A 22367-nucleotide genomic window follows, 5' to 3' on the forward strand; every position below is an offset into this window, starting at 1 on the left:
AATGCTTTCTTGACACCTTCCATTCAATATCTTCATCTATAAAACAGCATTTTAGAAATAAAATCCAAAACAACACACCAATTTTTGCCTTCCCATTGCTTTTTCCAAAATTCAAACTTAAAATGCCACCGGTTACTAGCTTTCTAAAATGCCCATTGAACGATTGATGGCACAGCAACTCAAAAAGCGGTAACGCAATGGGAAACTAGGGTTCCGGCCGATTCAGTCAACGGCGTCAGGTCCAAGAGTTTCCGGTCTCGTAATAGCGAGGCTCCACGGAGGGATAAAAGCCCGGGAGATTAAGCGTAATGTGCTCGAAGTACATTACAATCCCGGTAAACCCTTTGGTATGGAGACTGGTTATGTCAGGTTCAACAAAACAAATCCCATCTTTGCAGGATGCCCATGTAACCGGCGACGCGCTCAATCGCAGCATGAGTGTCTGGCACAGTTTCACGCTCGGTTTTGCAGTGGTCTCGCCGGTGGCCGGACTGTATGCCATCATCGGTGTGCAAACCGTGGTCGCCGGCGGCGGCTGGTTTGCGGCATTGGCGGTTTGTTTGGTCATGCAGTTACTGGTGGCTACCGTTTACGCGGAGCTGTCTTCACAATTCCCGATTGCTGGTGGTGCCTATAAATGGGCGCGGCAGCTCGGCGGTGCGATAGCCGGGCAATATGCCGGTGTGATCTATATTTGCTCCACCATCGCCATGGTCACGACAACCGCTTATACCGGCGGTTTCTGGCTGGCGATCTTCAGCGGATTGCCGGATGACGGCGGTGGTACGATGGTGCTTTGGGGTGCGCTATTTTTGTTGCTTTGCACACTCCTCAATCTCGCCCCGGTCAGTATTTTCAATCTGGTGATCAAACTGGGTGTTTACGCGGAAGTCGCCGGGTCATTCGGCGTAGCGCTCTTGCTGTTTCTTTTTTTCCGTCAGCACCCTTTCATGGAATTATTCCAGCACATGGGTACCGGCACAGCGCCCAGTGAAATGGCGGCTTTCCTGGCGGCACTGGCCATTGCTGGCTGGGCTTTTATCGGTTTTGATGCCTGTTCCACCACCGCCGAAGAAACCCATCAACCGAAGCGCATGGTGCCCCGTGCCATTTTCATGTCGCTACTCGTCGTCGGCACAGTCGTTTTGTTCAATTCAGCCGCGCTGATTTTGGCCTTTGAACACGACACTTTGAGAAATTCCAGCCATACCTCCGATCCGGTCACACCGCTGATTGCCAGCAGCATCGGCGATTGGTTCGAGAAACCTTTCCTGGCCATCGTGATGACTGCTTTTCTCGCTTGTGGCGCATCGATGGTCAAGTACACCTCGCGCATTGTGTATTCGATGGCGCGCGAAGGCAATATGCCAGCCGTGTTGAGCCAGGTAACGGCCAGCAAAATCCCGCGTAATGCCATTCTCTTTACCGTTCTGCTGGCAGGCTGCGGATTGATCTTCGGGCTCAATGACGACGCCGTGGCCACCATCATCGCTTTCGGTACCGGCGGTTTATACGCCATGTTCACGTTCACCACGGGCTTTGCCTTGTTTGCCCGGCTCACCGGGCGATGGAATCCGGCGTTGGGGGAATTAAAGCTGGGCGTATGGGGACTGATCATCAATTGCCTGGCGTTTATCTGGTCATTATTTGAGCTCATCAACATCGCCTGGCCCCGCCCCTATGCGATTTCCGCGGATGCGCCGTGGTGGCAGTTGTGGGCGACACCGCTGGTGCTGAGCAGCATTCTAACCATCACAACCCTCTATATACTGTGCAAAAAATGGATGCAATCCAAATAAATCCATTTTCATAAGGAATTCATCATGAATCAGCAAAATAACATCATCTGGCAACAACTGATCCCAGGCGGATGCCACTGGTCCGGCATTGTACGCCGCGGCACCACGCTGCGTTTGACCGATGTCGACGGAGGCGCGAATGCCGCCGTGTTGTTCTTTAATCAGGAAGAAAAGCTCGAGCGCTACAACATGGCCGACACCCTGAAATCGCAGCATACTTTCCGCCTCACCAAAGGGCATGCCTGTCACTCCGACATGGGACGGATGTTTTGTTGCATCACGGCGGATACCACAGGCTGGAACGATACCGTATGCGGCTTGAGCGACGCCGATTTGATCCAGCAAAAATATGGTACCGCGCGCTATCAGGAGCACCGCAATGAAATGTTCCGCAGCGGCCTGGACGGCATGTTGATCGAATTGGGCAAATGGGGATTGGGCATGCGCGATGTCGTCGCCAATATCAATTTTTTCAGCAAAGTCACTGCCGATTCCGCAGGTGATTTGAAATATCACGCCGGTCACAGCAAAGCAGGCGATTATGTCGAACTGAGTTTTGTCATGAATACCTTGGTGATATTGTCCGCCGCGCCGCATCCGCTCGATCCGGTAAAACCGTATCAGCCCGGTGCAGTCAATCTGGAATTATTCGATACGCCACCGGATGCAACCAACGAATGCCTGCATATCGCCGAAAATATTCGCGCACTGCAGAACGCGCAACACTTTTATTGCGAGGATTAAAAATGAATACCTCTACGCTATTTGTAAGCCAGCTCGATCCCAGCCAGGCGGTGATCGATGAAATTTGCCCGGCCGGAGAACCGTGGGTGCATCTGATCAAACGCGGACAAACCTTCCGTATCGTCGATTTGGAAGGCAATCAGGCCGTCGACACGCTGTTCTATAACGCGCACGACGCGCAAGAACGCTACAGCGCAACCGATACCGTCAGCCGCCAGAATAAGCTGTACCTGACGTCCGGCAGCAAGCTGTATTCCAATTCCGGCAATGTCATGCTGACCATCACCGCCGATACGTGCGGGCGGCACGACACGTTGGGCGGCGCTTGCGCGGCGGAGAGCAACACCGTGCGCTATGCCTTGGAAAAATTACCGATGCACAGTTGCCGCGACAATTTTCTGCACGCCTTGGCGCATGATCCGCTATGTCAGCAATTGGGCATGGGCAAGCGCGACCTGCCCAGCAACATCAACTTCTTCATGAACGTGCCGGTCACACCGGACGGCGGGCTGGAGTTTGCCGATGGCGTTTCGGCCCCCGGCAAGTATGTTGAAATGCGCGCGGCAATGGATGTTTTGGTGTTGATCTCGAATTGTCCGCAGTTGAACAATCCGTGCAATGCTTATAATCCGACACCGATACGTTTACTGATCTGGGATTAATCCGATAGCGGAGGAACCGTATGTTCACCAAAGTACTCATCGCCAACCGCGGCGCCATTGCTTGCCGCATCATACGCACGCTGCGCCGCATGAACGTCACCAGTGTCGCGGTATACACCGAAGCCGATGCGTTATCGCGGCATGTCAGCGAGGCCGATGAAGCTTATTGCATCGGTGAAGGTGTTGCGGCTGAAAGCTACCTGCGCACCGATAAGATCCTGGCCATCGCGCAGCAATCCGGCGCGCAGGCCATCCATCCCGGCTACGGGTTTCTCAGTGAAAATGCGGATTTTTCCGGACAGTGCGCGGCGCACGGCATTTGTTTCATCGGTCCAACGCCGCAGCAAATGCGCGCGTTCGGCCTGAAACATACAGCTCGGGCATTGGCGCTGGAAAATCAGGTGCCGCTGCTGCCCGGCACCGGTTTGCTGGCGAATCTCGACGACGCCTGCCATCAGGCCAAGCATATCGGCTACCCCGTGATGCTGAAAAGCACCGCAGGCGGCGGCGGTATCGGTATGCGCTTGTGCTGGAATCAGGATGAGCTGAGCGGTGCTTATGAATCCGTCAAAAATCTCGCGCAAAATAATTTCAAGGATGCCGGTTTATTTCTGGAAAAATTTGTCGACCAGGCACGCCATATTGAAGTGCAGATTTTCGGCGATGGTCACGGTCAAGTCGTCGCATTGGGCGAACGTGACTGTTCCATGCAGCGGCGCAACCAGAAAGTCATCGAGGAAACACCCGCGCCCCATCTGACGCCGCAACTCCGTCAAGCCTTGTTGGACACGGCGGTACGCCTTGGCAAAGCAGTCAATTATCAATCCGCTGGCACGGTGGAATATATTTTTGACGCCGCTAACGGCCAGTTTTATTTTCTCGAGGTCAACACGCGCTTGCAAGTTGAACATGGCGTAACCGAGGAAGTGACCGGCATTGATCTGGTGGAATGGATGGTGCGGCAAGCCGCGGGTGATTTGCCGCCGCTCGATTCCTTTACCATAGAACCCCATGGCGTTTCGATTCAAGCGCGGGTTTATGCCGAAAATCCGGCCAAAGACTTTCAGCCTTCCAGCGGCACGCTGACAGCTGCGGAATTTCCCGCATCGGCGCGGGTTGAAACCTGGGTCGAGCGCGGCATTGATGTATCCGCGTTTTACGATCCGATGCTGGCGAAAATCATCGTGCACGCGCCGGACCGGGAAAAAGCCATCGCGCGGTTGCAGGGTGCATTGGAAAGCAGTTCGTTGCAAGGGATCGAAACCAATCTGGATTACTTGCAGCAAATTCTCAGCAGTGCGCAATTTCGCAACGGGCAATACACCACCGGCTTTCTCAATGGATTTCACTACCGTGCGCATACCCTGGACGTCTTAGTCCCCGGTGTGCAGACCACCGTGCAGGACTATCCCGGACGGCTCGGTTACTGGCAAATCGGCGTACCGCCTTCCGGACCGATGGATGCGCTCGCGTTCCGCTTGGCCAACCGGCTGGTTAATAACTCCGCAGACAAAGCGGCGCTGGAAATCACATTGACCGGCCCAACGTTGCGTTTCAACAGCGATTGCCTGATCGCCGTGACCGGCGCGGCGATCGAAGTCTATTTGGACAGCGAGCCGCTGCCCCTCTGGCAATCGCACGAAATCAAGGCTGGCGCCATTCTGCAATTCGGCAAAATCAAGGATCAGGGTTGCCGGGCATACCTCGCGGTGCAAGGCGGATTTCAAGTACCGGATTATCTCGGCAGTAAATCGACTTTCACACTGGGGCAATTCGGCGGCCACGCCGGGCGCGCGCTGCGGGCGGGCGATGTACTGCATATCGCGGCGGAATACGAACCGGCGCAATCCGTGCTGGCAGCGGAATTGATCCCGCGCTACACGCATCAATGGGAAATCGGTGTTTTATACGGCCCGCATGCTGCGCCCGACTTTTTCACCGCTGCGGATATTGAAACGTTCTTCAGCACGGATTGGAAAGTGCATCACAATTCCAGCCGCACCGGTGTGCGTCTGCTCGGCCCGAAACCGCAATGGGCGCGTAGCGACGGCGGCGAAGCCGGTTTGCATCCGTCCAATATTCACGATACCGCGTACGCCATCGGCGCGGTCGATTTTACCGGCGACATGCCGATCATTTTGGGGCCGGACGGGCCGAGCTTGGGCGGTTTCGTCTGTCCCGTTACCGTGGCTCATGCCGAGTTATGGAAAGTCGGACAACTCAGGCCGGGCGACCAGATCCGTTTCCGCTCGCTGACCATGGAAGAAGCGCAAACGCTGGAAAAACAGCAGAACGAATCGATCCGGTTATTGCATTCGCCTCCTGTATTAGCATCCAGCGGTGCTATTGCAACGCTGCCGAGTCCGATCCTGCATCAGATCGCCGAAGGCCCGCAGCACATGGCGGTCACATACCGCCAATCGGGCGATCACAACTTGCTGGTGGAATATGGCCCGATGGTACTGGATCTGGATTTGCGCTTTCGCGCGCATGCCTTGATGGAGTGGCTGCAACACGCCAATTTGCCCGGCATTATCGATCTGACGCCGGGCATCCGTTCGCTGCAAATTCATTTCGACGCGCAAATTCTGCCGCGCGACAGCCTGCTGCAAACCTTACTCGCGGCGGAACAATCGCTGCCGGACAGCGCCAGCATGTCGGTGCCGTCACGCATCGTGCACCTGCCGCTGTCTTGGGACGATGCAGCGACACGCTTGGCGATCGAGAAATACATGCAATCGGTGCGCAGCGACGCGCCGTGGTGCCCGAGCAATATCGAGTTCATCCGCCGCATCAATGGGCTGAATAGTATCGAAGCAGTGCACCGTATCGTATTTGACGCCAGTTACTTGGTTCTTGGCTTGGGCGATGTGTATTTGGGTGCGCCGGTGGCCGTACCGGCCGATCCGCGCCATCGCCTGGTGACCACCAAATATAATCCGGCGCGCACCTGGACGCCGGAAAATGCCGTGGGTATCGGTGGTGCGTATTTGTGCATTTATGGCATGGAAGGCCCCGGCGGCTATCAATTCGTCGGGCGTACGCTGCCGGTATGGAACCGCTACCGCCAAACCGCCGATTTCAAGGATGGCAAACCTTGGCTGTTGCGTTTCTTCGACCAGATCCGTTTTTATCCGGTCAGCGAAAGTGAATTGCTGAAACTGCGCAAGGATTTCATCCGCGGGCAATTTCAACTGCGCATCGAAGAAACCACGTTCAGTTTGCAGCAACATCACCTGTTTCTGCAACAGAACCAAACGGCGATCCATGACTTCAAAACCCGTCAGCAAGCCGCTTTTGAAGCCGAACGCGAGCGCTGGAGAATCAACGGACAAATGGAATTTGCCAGCGAATCGGATCTCGATGAAGCCGATGCGCAAAGCGAATTGGATTTACCCGAAGGCAGTCACGCCATCGCTTCGCCGGTCACCGGCACCGTATGGAAAATACTGACCCAGGAAGGCCAGCAAGTCAAAGCGGGTGACATCCTGATCGTCATTGAAGCGATGAAAATGGAAATTGCCGTGGAAGCTCCGCTCAGCGGCACCGTTGAACGCATTCTATGCCGCCAAGGGGATGGTGTCTCCGCCGGGCAACTGCTCGTCGTACTGCAGAAACATCAAACTGCGCCATGATTGACGATAATTCACAAGCACAAAGCAGAACAGCCTACTGGCTGGAGCGGTGGGAGCGGAATGAAACCGGTTTTCATCAGACCGGAATCAATCCGTATTTGCTTGAATTCTGGCACGAGTTGCAACTGAGCCGTGATAGTACCGTCTTCGTGCCGCTGTGCGGCAAGAGTCACGATATGCTGTGGCTGCGTCAACAGGGACATACTGTGCAGGGTGTTGAATTAAGCACTACAGCGGCGCAGGCATTTTTCAGCGAAAACGGTTTGATACCGCAGAGCCATGCGCACGGCCGGTTCATGCACTGGGAAGCGAATGACATCGCTATTTTATGCGGCGATTTTTTCGATCTAGGCACACAAGATATGCGCAATGTCAGCGCCGTGTATGACCGCGCCGCGTTGGTGGCATTGCCACCGGATCTGCGTCAGCGTTATGTGGATCATCTGCTGCGGATTCTTCCGGAAAATACGCAAATCCTGCTCATCACACTCGACTATCCGCAGCATGAAATGACCGGACCGCCTTTTGCGGTATCTTTCAATGAAGTAACCGCGTTGTTCCAGGCATATGCCGGAATCACCCTGCTATCGCAGCACAATGTGCTGGCACAAAATCCGCGTTTTCAGGCGCGTGGAATCAGCCGCTTAGAGGAGAGCGCGGTTCTGCTGAAAACATTCGCGCGATAACATCGCGGCAGCCGCACCAAGATTGCTGACGAGCTTATGCTGTATTCCGGTTTTCCTGGTCGATTAATAATTGCTCAAATTCTTGCTGGGGAACCGGGACCGAATAAAGAAAGCCTTGTACATAATCGCAACCGAAATGCGTCAGCAGATCCTGCTGTGCTTCAGTTTCAACGCCTTCGGCGATGGTCTTGATATCCAGTTTATGCGCCATGACTATGATCGCTTCCACCAGCGCGCGATCGGTGGCGTTGCCCATTAACTGATGCACAAAGGAGTAGTCGATTTTAAGAAAATCGATATCGAATTTTTTCAGATAAGACAGCGAGGAAAACCCGGTGCCGAAATCATCGATGGAAACTTCAATGCCATTATTGTGAAGCTCCAGCAGATTCTGCTGCACCACGGCAGAATCCTTTAACAACAAACCTTCGGTAATTTCCACGTTGATGCAATCGCCGGGCAATCCCAGTTGGATCAGGCTATCGAGCCAGCGGTAATTATTCAAGTGTTTGAACTGGATCGGTGAAATATTCACACTGATTTGTATGATATAACCCAGTCTCCGTCGCCATTGATCGATCAGATCGATCGACTCCCGGAATACCATTTCGCCAATTTCCAGGATTAAGCCGCTCTCCTCCGCCAGCGGAATAAAGATGGTAGGACTGATCATGCCTCGTTTCGAATGATTCCAGCGCAGCAGCGCTTCGGCCTTGACAATGCGTTCGCTGGACAGCTCCAGGATCGGCTGATAGTAAACACGCAGTTCGTTCTTGGCGATGGCCTGCCGCAAATCTTGCATCAACAGCATTTTTTCATGCGCCGCTTGTTGCATGGAAGGGGTGAAGTAGCAAAAACGATTCCGCCCTTCCAGTTTCGCTGCATACATCGCCTGGTCCGCATGCTTCATCAGGCTCTTTCTGTCAGCGCCGTCTTGCGGATAAAAAACGATACCGATACTGGTGGAGATGTAATGATCAGCCCGGTTATGCCGGAGTTTAAAAGGTTTGTTCAGTTTCTGCGTAATCTGCTGCGCGATCGCTGCAGCTGCTTTATTATCGCCACACTTCGATAAAATAATCGCAAATTCGTCCCCGCCCAAACGGGCAACGATATCGGTTTTGCTGGCGCAGGATTTAATGCGCGAAGCAACTTCTCTCAGCAACTCATCCCCTTTGTCATGCCCCAGCGTATCGTTGATATCCTTGAAATGATCCAAGTCCATCAGTAATAAGGACAACGGTGATTTGCTGCGCTGCGATTTCTTGATTTCCTGATCCAATAGTTCTTTAAACAAATTACGGTTGGGCAGTCCGGTTAGCGGATCGTAATTGGCCTGAAACAGAATGATTTCGTCTTTTTTCTTTTTTTCGGTGATATCGGAAAACTGCGAAACATAATAATGAACATCCCCGGATAGATGACGGATCACACTGATATTGAGCCATTTGGCATAAATCGAGCCATCCTTGCGCAGATCCCAGATTTCTCCTTGCCAATGGCCCTCATTCAGAAGCTTGCACTTCATTTCCTGATAAAAGGCTTCATCATGCCGGTTTGAGCGGAACATAGCCGGATCTTTACCCAGAACATCCGCTATCTCGTAGCCGGTCATGCGGGTAAAGGCTGGATTAACCTGAATAATCCGGTTGTTCTCATCCATGACCATAATGGCTTCATTGCTCGACTGATAAATCGCGGCCGCAAGGCGCATCGAGTCACTCGCCTGTTTTTGCTTGGAAATATCCTGATAAATTCCGAGCACACCGATGATTTCCTTCCGGGTACTAAGCAGCGGCACCTTGGAAGTCTCTATCCAAAGCGTTTCACCGGCGGCATTATTCAAGGCTTCTTCGTAATACAGCATGGAAGTTCCCGAACTAATCACCCGCTTGTCGTCATTACGGTAGTGGTCGGCTTGATCCTTTGTCCAGCTCAGATCGTAATCAACTTTACCAATAATTTCCTGCGGCGATGTCATCCCGGCATCTCGCGCAAAAATAGGATTGCAACCGAGGTAACACGACTGCTTGTCCTTCCAGAAAATCCGCGCCGGAACAGTATCGACGATCGTTTTCAGCAAATTGCGCGATTCCGCCAGCTCAACTTCCTTCATTTTCAGGTCGCTAATGTCGGTGATCGTGCCGACAAACCCCTGCACAGTACCATTCTGATCGCGTTCCGCCTGTGCCTGTCCCAGAATCCAGGACGTTGTCTGTTCTTTAGTTTGAGAACGATACTCGCACATAAACGGCTGTTGCCACTGCACTATTTCATTCCATTCCGCGATGACTCTTTCCCGGTCCTCCGGATGAATGGCTGCAATCCATCCATAACCTGCCGCTGCAATAGCATCCAAGCCAGTCATATGGCACCAGCGTTCATTCACATATAAATATTTACCCGCTGCATCCGTGCGAAAGATGCCGACTGACGCAGCTTCGGTCAAACTGCGGAAAAGCTGCTCATTTTCCCGTAATGCAGTCTCCATTTGCTTCTGCGGGGTAGCATCAACTAATACACCATGCCAACGCGTATTGCCATCGGCTTCCCGCTGCGGTATTGAATAACCATGCAGCCATTTCATCCCCTTGGGCGTTTGCACGGGAAACTCATAAAACCAGGGCGTCAGCTTTTCCATGGAATCATGGATGGATTTTTCCAAAGCCGGTACAGCATGGCTGGGTATCATTTGAAACAAAATTTCAACATCCACCATGCATTCAGCTGAAGTGCGCCCAATTAAATTTTCAATTCCTTCACTCATGAAGGGAAGTGAGCGGCATCCGGCGGCATCGACACAGAATTCATACACCGCGCCCGGTATGCTGGCGACCAAATTACGGAAACGCTTTTCGCTGGCTTGCAGCTCGGCAGTCCGTTGAATTACGGTGTGTTCGAGATTTTGCTTCAGCGCCAGGCTTTCCGCTTCGGCCGCTTTACGCCCGGTAATATTCCGGAAAATGCCGCGCGTCGCAACCGGCTGGCCATCTGGAGCGTACAGGCTGACATTGCCTTCGACCATCATGGTTTGCCCATCTTTAGTCTGAAAAGGGACCTCAATTAATCCGGCATTTTCTCCCGCCATGATCCGCCGAATGAATTCCTGACACTGCACATGGTGGCTGGGATGAACGATATTGAAAATAGTCAATGTTGCCACTTCGCCGGCTGTATAACCGAGCGCTTCGCGCCAGGCGCGATTGACAAAAAGAAGACGGCCATCCGGTGCAACGCTCTGAATTAAATCTTTTGTATCATCGAACAATTCTCTCAGTTGTTGCTCACTCAGAACAATCGAAGCGGGAATTGCGGCATCGCAATCTAAAGGATCCTTCGGAACAAAACCATCACTATTCATGCAATGAACTTACAATAAGAAAAAATTCGGAGTCGTGCTGTTGCTCAATCTTCGATATCGAGGAGATAAAATTTCTCTCTAAAATACAGATGCCTGCAAAGTATAGCGTATATGCAACTATTAAAAAATAAGGAATATATCCTATAGAAATGGGCTGGATTAACGGCTACTATCACTTGCCGCAAAAACCAACGACCGGTATTAAAGCAGAAATAGCATGCGTAACCGCACGGCATAAGTGTTGCGTAAAGCTGGCCAACGCTGAAAATACACCGCGATAAGCGTATTTAACAGTCAATCATCCGGCGTACAAATATTCAGATACAAATACTTTCAAATTAATAGGTTAATGAATCTGCGCATTGAGGTTACACCCGTATGTGACAAAAGTCACAAGCATAATTTGAATATAAGGGTATATTTCCTCTCTGTTTTCATCTTCAAAGGTACTCAGTAGGTATTAAACTTAAAATCAGTTATCGCAATATCGATAGAAATATCGAAGCCGGAATGTAAAAATTGTCGTGATACTTTTACTGAGGAAGATGTTTTTACATTCGACCGTAGCTTGTGCGATGAATGATTTTATGACGAGGCCCTTTAATCCCTATTGCTTGCAATAGGGATTTTTTTTGCCCCGGTTTAGTCGGTCACCAATACGGGTGTTATGGCCATTTGCTGGCTGATGGTGTTGGCTGCCAGCTTCGCAACCGTTTGATCGGGATAAGGACCGGCGTGAATTTTATATAAGCCGTTATTTTTTGTAATACTGACGGCATCTTTGAGCGATGGAAGCTTCTGCCGGACTTGCGTGAGAAAATTATGCGCGTTATCGGATGAGCCGAATGCGCCCAATTGCAGGTAAACCATATTCATCACCGCATCGCTATCGGTTGCAGGCAACGATGCGGATGGTCTGGCGCTGGCCAATGCGGCCGAACCTTCCGGCACGATGCTTTCGACTTCAACGTGGCCGCTGCCGCCCGCCAAAATACCCAATTTATAGGCTGCGGTATACGACAAATCGATCAAACGATCAGACAAAAACGGCCCGCGATCATTCAAACGCACGATCACGGATTTGCCATTATCCAGATTGGTCACCCGGGCATAACTGGGCAGTGGCAAGGTAGGGTGAGCCGCGGTCATGGCATACATGTCGTAGACTTCGCCCGAGGCGGTATTATTGCCATGATAACGTCGGCCATACCAGGAAGCGATTCCGCGTTTTTTATATGACTTCAGTTCCGTCATTGGTTTGAAGTTTTTTCCCAATGCGACATAGGGCTGCATATTGGCCTGCCGCAACGGTTCAGCCCTGGGCACGGCATCCGGAACCAGATGCAGGTCATCCGGCGGGTTATCCTCCGGGCCATCATCCAGATAATATCCTCCGCCTTTTCTGGCGGCTGGACCCGAACTCTTGCCGCTATCCGGTATGGACGCAACCCATTTGTTCTTTTGCTTCGATGCGGCAGTACCCTGATATTGCGGCGTAGTGCTGCAAGCGGTCAATAACGCTAACACCATCACCGAGGCCATTCCAGCGCTCGGCGCAGTTCTTGCGGACAAGTAGTGATGCGCTTTGTGAAATCTTGAATACAGGTTTGTCATGTCTTTACAAGTTTAGGATGTGTCTGAATACTCATCAAAATACCAAAACCAAGCAACATTGTCACCATCGACGTGCCGCCATAGCTGATCAACGGCAGCGGAACACCGACGATCGGAAGGATACCACTAACCATACCCATGTTAACGAAGATATATGTACAGAAAGTCAGTGTAATTGAACCGGCAATCAATCGCGTAAACTGTGTCGAGGCATTGGCGGTAATCACCAGGCACCGCCCGATCACCAATAAATACAGCAGCAGCAATACTGTATTCCCCATCAAACCGAACTCTTCGGAAAAAACAGCAAAGATAAAATCAGTGCTCTGCTCCGGCAAAAAATCCAGCTGCGTCTGCGTGCCGTTCTGCCACCCTTTGCCTACAATCCCGCCGGAACCGATGGCGATGGACGATTGAATGGTGTGATACCCCGCACCGAGCGGATCCTGTGAAGGATCAAGCAGCATGATGATGCGCCGCCGTTGATAATCATGCATGATTGTCCAGAATACCGGCAAACTGCCCGCCACCGCCACCAATAATCCGGCAATGATGCGCCACGACAACCCCGCCAGAAACAGCACGTAAAAACCGCTCGAGGCAATCAGAATGGCGGTGCCGAGATCAGGCTGGCGCAGAATCAGCAATACCGGCAACAATAGCAGCACCGTCGCACCGATATAGTCCTTCAGACGCAACGTAATCTCATGCTTGTCGAAATACCAGGCCATCATCAGCGGTATGGCGATTTTCATCAACTCGGACGGCTGGATGCGTGTCACGCCGATATTCAACCAGCGTCTGGCGCCATTGTTGATTTCACCGAATAAAGCCACGCCGACCAGTAAAACCAGCCCCAGGATATACATGGGCAAAGCCAGCCGCATAATCTGCTGCAACGGAATATTCGCAACCAGCCACATGATCACTAGCGCGATCAGCATGTTGATCACTTGATTGCTGACCCTAGTCATATTCGCCCCGGTGGCGCTGTAGAGCACGATCAATCCGACAGCCATCAATGTCAGCAGCCCGATCAACAACAAACTATCGATATAGCGTGTCAAAAAATGCCAGATTTTTTTAATGTCGTCCATGCTTTCAGTATAGTGACGGATGCATCATCCGTAATCGCCTGCCGGTTTGTATTACCTATAAATGTTCATGATGATGATCATGATCCGCGGCAGGTTCGGCCAATTGCGCAATCGCCGCTTCGGACGGTTTTCCCAATAGAAAATAATCGAATACTTGCCGGGCTATCGGTGCTGCGGTAGAACCGCCGGTTCCGGTATTTTCCACCAGCACCGCCAGCGCAATCTTGGGATTCTCGGCCGGTGCATAGGCGATAAACATTGCATGATCGCGATGCCGCTCGTTGATCGCTTTTTCATTGTAGCGCTCCCCTTGTTTGATGGCGATCACTTGCGAAGTGCCGGTTTTACCGGCGAACGTATATGCCGCATTGGCACCGGCTTTTGCCGCGGTACCGCCGGGACGGGTAACATCCACCAGTGCGTTCTTGACGATTTCCAGATTCTTCGGTTTGAGATTCAGGCTGTACAGCAGCTTCACCGGGATATCTTCAACTTCCCCGGTCTGGCTGTTCTGAATCTGTTTCACCAGACGTGGCGCATACGCCTTACCGTTATTCGCGATGACCATGGTGGCAAATGCCAGCTGGAGCGGCGTAGCCAGATTATAGCCCTGACCGATGGATACGGAGATGGTATCGCCAGCGTACCACTTCTGTTTATATTGGCTCATCTTCCAGGCGGATGAAGGCAGCAATCCGGCCACTTCGCCTTCGATATCAATCCCGGTTCTTTTTCCCAAGCCGAATTGACCGATAAAGCTGTGGATATTGTCGATGCCGAGATCGTTGGCGAGACTGTAGTAATAAGTGTCGCATGAAACAACCAGCGATTTATGCAAATCGACCCGGCCATGCCCACCCGGTTTCCAGTCGCGGTAACGGCGATCGACGCCCGGCAGGGAAAAGAAACCGGGATCGCTCATGCTGTATTCCGGTGTGCGTTTTCCCAGTTCAAGCGCTGCCAGCGCCATGAATGGCTTGAATGTCGAACCGGGCGGATACACACCGCGCAGCGCCCGGTTGTTGAGCGGTCTGTCAATCGATTTGTTGAGCAGACTCCAGTTTTCTTGATCGATACCACCGATAAAAAGATTGTTGTCGTAGCCCGGCTTGCTGACAAACGCGAGCACTTCTCCGTTATTCGGATCCAACGCAACCAGCGCGCCACGGCGGTCGCCGAATGCTTTTTCCGCAGCTTCCTGTAACCCAAGATCCAGCGATAAAATCAGATTACTGCCGGAAAGCGGTGGCGTGCGTGACAATACGCGAATGGAACGGCCCGCCGCATCGGTTTCGACTTCTTCAAAACCAGTAATGCCATGTAATTGTTTTTCATAGCTCTGTTCAATACCGATTTTACCGATGTGCTGGGAACCACGATAATTATGGAGCTCGTCGTTGCGTTCCAGTTGATCGAGATCCTGATCGTTGATGCGGCTGATATAGCCGATGATGTGCGACACAATCTCCTTCTCCGGGTATTGCCGCAGCACGCGCGCCTTAATTTCAACCCCCGGAAAACGGTAACGGTTAACCGCAAAAGTGGCGATTTCCTCATCGGTCAAGCGGCTTCGAACCGGCAGGCTTTTAAAGCGCTTACTTTCCTTCAGCAATTTTTTGAAACGCTGGCGATCGGTCGGCGTGATCTCGATAATGTCAGCCAATTCATTCAATGTCGCTTCAAGATCCTCGATCTGACTGGGTACGACTTCCAGCGTGTAGGCGGAATAATTTTGCGCCAGTATCCTGCCGCTGCGGTCATAAATCAGACCGCGATTGGGCACCAGCGGCGAAATGGAAATCCGGTTCGCTTCCGCCAGCGTCTGATAGTGTTCCTGTTGCGTAACCTGTAAATAATAGAAACGCGCATACAAAATCAAAAACAGAATCAATACAAAACCCGCACTGATACTGAGGCGAAGACGGAATTTATGTAATTCGGCCGGATGATTTCTCAGTTCAACGTGCTGCTTCATAATGCATCAGGATCTGGTTTTTGCCGCAGCAGCAGCGTAAACAGATAAGAAACAGGCACCCAGAGTAGCGCACCCGCAACTGTAGCTAAATAATATTGCCAATCCGGCAATAAAGAATCCGTCGATAGTGCAACCAAAACAATGGCCCATTGCATCATCAGCAGCACCAAACCAATCTGCGGCGCTTGTTTTACCGGAGTAAACAGCCGCAACCGGCGGCCAAAAACCAGGGTGAGATAGACCACGATACAATAAGCCAAAGCATGCTGCCCCAATATACCGGCGTTACCGACATCCATCATCAATCCTAGGCCGAAAGCAACGCTCATTCCCATTTTGTGCGGATAATTAATATTCCAATAGGCGATCGTAATCGCTAAAAAATCCGGGCGTAATAACAGAAATTCGCCCTGTAGCGGCAAGAAATTCAGAATCGACGCAGCAATCAAACTGGCAGCGACAAACCAATTACTAGCAGGCACGAATACATCCTGTCTGATGTAATGGTCCTTGTTGACATGACCCTCTTTAATTTTTCCCGGGTTCAATTGCAGGTATCTCTTGAGATTCGTTGGATTCGGGTTGCACCAAAGCCAGAACCAAAACTTGCCGGTTCCGGTCCACACCGGCAACGGGTGTGCTGATAATCTGCGCGAAATCACCGGTCGGGTCGCGCTCGATTCTTAACACCGCCGCGACAGGAATACCGGGAGGATAAACCCCGCCGATACCGGAGGTAACCAGCAGATCGCCTTGCTGAATATCCGTGTTCACGGATAAATAACGCAACTCCAATTCATCGTTTTTACCGGTACCGGACACTACCGAACGTAAACTATTGCGCACCACTTGTACCGGCACCGAGTGATCCTTATCGGTCAACAGCGTGACCTCCGATGACCAGGGATACAACTGCGTAATCTGCCCTACGATGCCTTGATCGTCAATCACCGCTTGACCCAGCTGGATATGATGCTGACTGCCTTTATTCAAAGTAATTTTATGACTGAACGGGTCGCGCGGCGTGGACAGAATTTCCGCCAGAACTGCTTTGGTTTTAGTGGCTGTTTCAATCTGCTGCACCGCGCCCAGCAGTTTGCGCAATTGCACATTCTCGACTTCCAAGGCATGCAATTTCAGCAGTTGTTCACGATTGTCGAGATAGATCCGCCTGAGCTTTTCATTTTCTTCCAGCAAATAGAAACTGGCGATGAATTCGCCGATTTGGTCGTAAATGCTAGCGGGAATATAAGCGATTTTCTGCAATGGAAAGATGATCACCCCGATGGTCTGGCGGAATTGCGGGAAATACTTGAGACGCGTATCTTCAGCGATGAGCAAACAGGACAGCAAGATGAATACAAACAGTCGTGTGAACGGGCCAGGGCCATGTCTGAAAAACTGAGGAACTGTTTCCATTACGCCCCGTATTCAAATATCGTTTTATTTTTCAACCAATAAGTAAAGAGATAAAAATAATTAACCCGCCAATTGATTAATCACGGGCAAAAATGCCGATGGACCGATCCATATTCTCCAGCGCGATACCGGCGCCGCGCACCACACAGGTCAGTGGATCATCGGCGACAATAACGGACAATCCGGTTTCTTCCATCAATAACCGGTCAATATCGCGCAACAACGCACCGCCACCGGTCATCACCATGCCTTTGTCGGCAATATCCGAGCCCAGTTCCGGCGGCGTATGTTCCAGTGCCGATTTAACCGCACTGACGATGCTGTTCAACGGTTCCGCCAGCGCTTCCAGAATTTCGTTACTGGAAATGGTGAAACTGCGCGGTATGCCTTCCGCCAGGTTGCGGCCTTTCACTTCAATTTCGCGCACTTCCGAACCAGGAAAAGCCGAACCGATTTCCTTTTTAATGATTTCCGCGGTGACCTCGCCAATCAGCATGCCATAGTTACGGCGGATGTAATTAATGATCGCCTCGTCAAACTTGTCCCCGCCCACTCGCACCGAATTGGAATAAACAATACCACCCAGTGAGATCACGCCGACTTCCGTGGTGCCGCCACCAATATCAACCACCATCGAACCGGTGGGTGATTCAACCGGCATATCCGCACCCAGCGCCGCCGCCATCGGTTCCTCGATCAACTCCACTTTACGTGCGCCTGCGCCATACGCCGCTTCACGAATGGCGCGGCGCTCCACTTGCGTGGAGCCGTACGGAACGCAAATGACAATACGTGGATTGGCGGAAAGCAGGCGCGGCGGATTCACCCGGCGGATAAACATCTTGAGCATCTGCTCGGTCACGGTAAAGTCGGCAATCACACCGTCTTTCATCGGACGGATCGCAGTAATGTTACCCGGTGTGCGGCCCAGCATTTGCTTAGCGGCGAGACCCACTTGCTGGATCATTTTTTTGCCGTTGGCCCCGCTTTCTTCACGGATTGCAACTACAGAGGGTTCGTCCAGCACGATACCTTGGCCGTGGACATAAATCAGCGTATTCGCCGTGCCCAAATCAATCGCCATATCTGTCGAGAAATAGCTTCCAAGGATATTGTTGTTCAAGAAATTAAACATAGTGGCAGAATCCGTTATTAATAATTATGATGAGAGCGAATAATAAATAAAACCATCAAAAAATAATACGCCGGTTAAAACGGGGCATGATACTCTAATAGTTATTTGAATATAAGGTTACCGATTAAAATGACTTTATCTGTTAGCGACGTAAAACGCATTGCTGATCTGGCGTATATCGAAATTGACGACAATGAGGCCAAAGAAACTTTGACTCAATTGTCTGGTATCTTCAATTTGATTGAATCCATGCAAGCAGTTGATACATCGACAGTGGAACCCATGTCTCATGCGCAAAGTGTCGTGCAGCGTCTGCGTGAAGATGAAGTTACTGAAACCGACCAACGCGAATTATATCAATCAATAGCACCGCAAGTCGAAGCGGGACTCTATCTCGTTCCACAGGTTATTGAATAAACCAGGAACAGCAGTAGCGAATTGAAGCAAAGAAAGCAATAAAATTTAGAAAACCGCCATTATACGCAACATTTTATTTTTCTCTCATCAGTAAATCCATGTTTAACGCCAGCCTTAAACAGCTCTCAATTCAGCTCGCCGGAAAGAAAATTTCCAGCACTGAACTGACCAGCGAATTCCTGCAACGCATCCAGCAACTCAACCCGGAATACAATGCTTTCATCACCGTCAATGAAGAACTGAGCCTGGCGCAAGCGCGGGCAGCGGACCAAATGATCGCCGCAGGACAAGCCAGTCCGCTCACCGGCATCCCGATCGCGCAGAAAGACATCTTCTGCGCCAAAGGCTGGCTGACCACGTGCGGTTCAAAAATGCTGTCGAATTTCGTCTCACCTTACGACGCCGGGGTTATCGAGCGCTTCAACCAAGCCGGTGCGGTGAATATCGGCAAGACCAACATGGACGAATTCGCCATGGGGTCGAGCAATGAAACCTCCTATTACGGCCCAGTAAAAAATCCCTGGGATCACGCCGCAGTACCCGGCGGCAGCTCGGGCGGCGCAGCCTGCGCAGTGGCAGCCAGATTGGCATGCGCGGCCACCGGCACGGATACCGGCGGCTCGATCCGCCAGCCCGCCGCCTTGTGCGGTATCTCGGGAATCAAGCCAACCTATGGACTGGTGTCGCGCTACGGTATGATCGCCTTCGCTTCCAGCCTCGATCAAGGCGGCCCGATGGCCAAATCGGCGGAAGATTTAGCGCTGCTGCTGAATGTCATGGTCGGGTTCGATCCACGTGACTCCACCAGTCTGCAACGCGAAGCCGAAGACTATGCGCGCGATCTGCAAAAACCGTTAGCGGGCTTGCGTATCGGTCTGCCGAAGGAGTATTTCGCCGCGGGCATGAGCAACGACGTTGCCAGCGCAATCGAAAAAGCACTGGATGAATACCGTAAACTGGGCGCGCAAACGGTCGAGATTTCCTTGCCGAATGCGCCGCTGGCAATCCCGGTTTATTACGTGCTAGCGCCCGCCGAGGCATCGAGCAATTTATCCCGTTTTGACGGTGTGCGTTACGGTCATCGCGCCGAGTCGTACAGCGATCTGGCTGATATGTACCGCAAATCGCGCGCGCAAGGTTTCGGCCCTGAAGTGAAACGGCGCATTCTGATTGGCACCTATGTACTGTCGCATGGTTATTACGATGCCTATTACATCAAAGCGCAAAAGCTGCGCCGCCTGATCGCGCAGGATTTTGCCGACGCTTACCGGCAATGCGACATCATCATGGGGCCAACAACACCGACCGTCGCATTCAATCTGGGCGAAAAAAGTGGCGATCCGATCCAGATGTATTTATCCGACATTTACACCAGCGCGGCCAATCTGACCGGCATGCCGGCCATGTCGATTCCGGTTGGTTTTGGCGACAAAAACCGGCCCATCGGCTTGCACATCATTGGCAATTACTTCAAGGAAGCGCAAATGCTCAACGTTGCGCACCAATACCAATTGGCTACGGATTGGCATAACCAATCGCCGGTTTAAAATTAACCTTCATTTGTGAAATAAATATTTAGCTGGAAAATTCATTATGCAGTGGGAAATTGTCATCGGTCTTGAAGTTCATGCGCAACTTTCAACGCACTCCAAAATCTTCTCGGGCGCTTCCACCGCCTATGGCGCACCGCCCAACACGCAAGCGTGCGTAATCGATCTCGCGCTGCCCGGCGTGCTGCCGGTGCTGAACAAAGGCGCGGTCGAACGGGCGATCAAATTCGGCTTGTCGGTCGGCGCGAAAATCAATTCGCCGTCCATTTTTGCACGCAAAAATTATTTCTATCCCGATTTGCCGAAGGGCTATCAAATCAGCCAATACGAATTGCCGGTGGTGCAAGGCGGCACCATCACGATTCAAATCGACGGCGCTGAAAAAACCATCCATCTGACGCGCGCGCACCTGGAAGAAGACGCCGGTAAATCGCTGCATGAGGATTTTCACGGCATGAGCGGCATCGATTTGAACCGCGCCGGTACGCCGCTGCTGGAGATCGTTTCCGAACCGGACATGCGCAGCAGCGCGGAAGCGGTGTCGTACGCCAAAACACTGCACGCGCTGGTACGCTGGATCGGCATTTGCGACGGCAACATGCAGGAAGGCTCGTTCCGCTGCGATGCAAACGTTTCGGTACGTCCGCGCGGTACGGAAAAACTCGGCACGCGCTGCGAAATCAAGAATCTGAACTCGTTCCGTTTCCTGGAAAAAGCCATCGACTACGAAGCCAGAAGGCAAATCGAAATCCTCGAAGATGGCGGTGCGATCCGCCAGGAAACCCGGCTATACGACGCCAACAAAGACGAAACTCGCACCATGCGCACCAAGGAAGACGCCAACGACTACCGCTACTTCCCCGATCCGGATTTGTTGCCCGTGGAGATCTCCGCGAGCTGGATCGAGCAAGTCAAATCCGCTCTGCCGGAACTACCACAAGCGCGCCGCGACCGTTATGTCGCCGAATTCGGGCTGTCTGCTTACGATGCCGCCGTGCTGACCGCTTCGCGCGAAACTGCGGATTACTTCGAAGCCGTTGTCAAACAGTTGCCCGCGCAAGCCAAACTGTGCGCCAACTGGATCATGGGCGACATCAACGGGCAATTGAACAAGGAAGGCATCGACATCAGCGCCTGTCCGGTCAATCCGCCCCAGCTCGCCGCGCTGCTGACGCGCATCGGCGACGGCACGATTTCCGGCAAAGCCGCGAAGACAGTGTTTGAGAGCCTATGGAACGGCGAATTGGACAAGAATGTCGATGCCATCATTGCCGCCAAAGGCTTGAAGCAAATTTCCGACGACAGCGCCATCGAAAAAATCGTCGATCAAGTCCTCGCCGCCAACGCGCAGCAAGTCGCCGACTATCGCGCCGGCAAGGAAAAAGCCTTCAACTCACTGGTCGGCCAGATCATGAAAGCCACCCAAGGCAAGGCCAACCCCGCGCAAGTCAACGCCATCCTGAAGAAAAAACTGGACGAATAAAGTATGGCCTGACGGATTGGCATTGCTTCAGCGCGCATTAATCACGGAAATCAGGCCTGCTCATGGCGAAAGCTGCGAAAGAAATCAAACAAGAACCGCTGGAAAAACAACTGTGGAAGGCCGCCGATAAGCTGCGCAAGAACATCGACGCGGCGGAATACAAGCATGTCGTGCTGGGGCTGATGTTCCTGAAATACATCTCCGATGCGTTCGGGGAACTCCATGACCGGCTCAAAGCGGGTGAAGGCGAACTGGCCGGAGCCGACCCGGAAGACAAGGACGAGTACCAGGCGGAAAATGTGTTTTTCGTTCCTGCCGAAGCGCGCTGGCCGTACCTGGTGGCGCGCGCCAAGCAACCCGATATCGGCCTGCATGTCGATGCCGCGATGGATGCCATCGAACAGGAAAACCCCTCGCTCAAAGGTGTGCTGCCCAAAGTCTATGCGCGGCAAAACCTCGATCCCACGCACTGGGTGAATTGATCGACCTGATCGGCAATATTGCTCTGGGTGACGCCAAAGCCCGCAGCCGCGACGTGCTCGGTCATGTGTAAGAAATCTCAGAGTTGTTTACAGATAGGTTGATTGAAATAAGCGGTGAGTATTTCATAAGGGGTGGCATTATTCAAACTCTTGTGAGGCTTAACGGTATTGTAGAAATTAATGAAACGGAGAAGCTGAATGTGCCGATCGGCGCAGTCTTTAAAGTGAATCTTGCTGTGCCACATATCCATCAGGGTGCGGATAACCCGCTCAGCTTTCCCGTTGGTTTGCGGACGATTGATACGGGT

17 protein-coding genes and 1 riboswitch are annotated in these 22367 nt (G+C 52.1%); of the genes, 9 read left to right on the plus strand and 8 right to left on the minus strand.

The features are described from left to right. Positions 1-194: 194 nt before the first annotated feature. Positions 195-300: riboswitch (guanidine-I (ykkC/yxkD leader) on the plus strand. Between the two features lie 62 nt (positions 301-362). Genes BLU57_RS05400 through BLU57_RS05420 form a run of 5 tightly spaced genes read left to right on the plus strand, consistent with a single transcriptional unit; the run spans position 363 to position 7526 of the window. Next, positions 363-1799: an APC family permease gene (locus tag BLU57_RS05400; RefSeq protein WP_090317450.1), complete on the plus strand. Its 1437-nt coding sequence runs from the start codon at positions 363-365 to the stop codon at positions 1797-1799. 24 nt (positions 1800-1823) lie between these two features. Next, a complete protein-coding gene (locus BLU57_RS05405) occupies positions 1824-2543 on the plus strand; it encodes an urea amidolyase associated protein UAAP1 (protein WP_090317453.1) in 720 nt (239 codons plus the stop codon). Between the two features lie 2 nt (positions 2544-2545). Further along, a complete protein-coding gene (locus BLU57_RS05410) occupies positions 2546-3205 on the plus strand; it encodes an urea amidolyase associated protein UAAP2 (RefSeq protein WP_090317456.1) in 660 nt (219 codons plus the stop codon). A 20-nt stretch (positions 3206-3225) separates the two neighbouring features. After that, positions 3226-6840, plus strand: a complete 3615-nt coding sequence (uca, locus tag BLU57_RS05415; protein ID WP_090317458.1) for an urea carboxylase — start codon at positions 3226-3228, stop codon at positions 6838-6840. Continuing rightward, positions 6837-7526 carry a thiopurine S-methyltransferase gene (locus BLU57_RS05420; protein WP_090317460.1) on the plus strand — a complete coding sequence of 230 codons (690 nt, stop codon included), beginning with the start codon at positions 6837-6839 and terminating at the stop codon, positions 7524-7526. Before uca ends, BLU57_RS05420 begins: the two co-directional genes overlap by 4 nt. A 34-nt stretch (positions 7527-7560) precedes the next feature. On the opposite strand, the gene BLU57_RS05425 is transcribed toward BLU57_RS05420, so the two are convergent. The 7 genes from BLU57_RS05425 to BLU57_RS05455 all read right to left on the minus strand — a co-directional run bounded on the left by BLU57_RS05425 (position 7561) and on the right by BLU57_RS05455 (position 18127). Further along, the gene (locus tag BLU57_RS05425; protein WP_090317463.1) at positions 7561-10887 is read right to left on the minus strand and encodes a sensor domain-containing protein; all 3327 of its coding nucleotides are present in this window, start codon (positions 10885-10887) and stop codon (positions 7561-7563) included. Between the two features lie 642 nt (positions 10888-11529). After that, entirely contained in the window at positions 11530-12501 is a 972-nt protein-coding gene (locus BLU57_RS05430; RefSeq protein WP_090317466.1) for a septal ring lytic transglycosylase RlpA family protein, read from the minus strand. Then, entirely contained in the window at positions 12498-13598 is a 1101-nt protein-coding gene (gene rodA / locus BLU57_RS05435; RefSeq protein ID WP_090317469.1) for a rod shape-determining protein RodA, read from the minus strand. The genes BLU57_RS05430 and rodA overlap by 4 nt, the downstream gene beginning before the upstream one ends. A 55-nt stretch (positions 13599-13653) precedes the next feature. Then, a complete protein-coding gene (gene mrdA / locus BLU57_RS05440) occupies positions 13654-15573 on the minus strand; it encodes a penicillin-binding protein 2 (RefSeq protein WP_090317472.1) in 1920 nt (639 codons plus the stop codon). Further along, complete coding sequence (gene mreD, locus BLU57_RS05445; RefSeq protein WP_256206142.1) at positions 15570-16055, minus strand: rod shape-determining protein MreD; 486 nt, start codon at positions 16053-16055, stop codon at positions 15570-15572. Before mreD ends, mrdA begins: the two co-directional genes overlap by 4 nt. Before the next feature lie 46 nt (positions 16056-16101). Beyond that, positions 16102-16992 carry a rod shape-determining protein MreC gene (gene mreC, locus BLU57_RS05450; protein ID WP_090317478.1) on the minus strand — a complete coding sequence of 297 codons (891 nt, stop codon included), beginning with the start codon at positions 16990-16992 and terminating at the stop codon, positions 16102-16104. Positions 16993-17068: 76 nt separating this feature from the next. Continuing rightward, complete coding sequence (locus tag BLU57_RS05455; RefSeq protein ID WP_090317483.1) at positions 17069-18127, minus strand: rod shape-determining protein; 1059 nt, start codon at positions 18125-18127, stop codon at positions 17069-17071. A gap of 129 nt (positions 18128-18256) precedes the next feature. Here BLU57_RS05455 and gatC point away from each other — a divergent pair, with 129 nt between their 5' ends. From gatC to BLU57_RS05475, 4 genes are all read left to right on the plus strand, one after another. Next, the gene (gene gatC / locus BLU57_RS05460; protein WP_090317486.1) at positions 18257-18544 is read left to right on the plus strand and encodes an Asp-tRNA(Asn)/Glu-tRNA(Gln) amidotransferase subunit GatC; all 288 of its coding nucleotides are present in this window, start codon (positions 18257-18259) and stop codon (positions 18542-18544) included. Between the two features lie 98 nt (positions 18545-18642). Next, a complete protein-coding gene (gene gatA, locus BLU57_RS05465; RefSeq protein WP_090317489.1) occupies positions 18643-20091 on the plus strand; it encodes an Asp-tRNA(Asn)/Glu-tRNA(Gln) amidotransferase subunit GatA in 1449 nt (482 codons plus the stop codon). A gap of 46 nt (positions 20092-20137) precedes the next feature. Next, positions 20138-21577 carry an Asp-tRNA(Asn)/Glu-tRNA(Gln) amidotransferase subunit GatB gene (gene gatB / locus BLU57_RS05470; protein WP_090317493.1) on the plus strand — a complete coding sequence of 480 codons (1440 nt, stop codon included), beginning with the start codon at positions 20138-20140 and terminating at the stop codon, positions 21575-21577. Between the two features lie 62 nt (positions 21578-21639). Continuing rightward, positions 21640-22059: a type I restriction-modification system subunit M N-terminal domain-containing protein gene (locus BLU57_RS05475; RefSeq protein ID WP_256206143.1), complete on the plus strand. Its 420-nt coding sequence runs from the start codon at positions 21640-21642 to the stop codon at positions 22057-22059. Between the two features lie 77 nt (positions 22060-22136). Here the strand turns inward: BLU57_RS05475 and BLU57_RS05480 are convergent. After that, a partial coding sequence (locus tag BLU57_RS05480) for an integrase core domain-containing protein (RefSeq protein ID WP_143026937.1) occupies positions 22137-22367 on the minus strand: 231 nt, incomplete at its 5' end.

This window comes from Nitrosomonas oligotropha (assembly GCF_900106555.1).
Taxonomy (GTDB): Bacteria; Pseudomonadota; Gammaproteobacteria; order Burkholderiales; family Nitrosomonadaceae; genus Nitrosomonas; species Nitrosomonas oligotropha_A.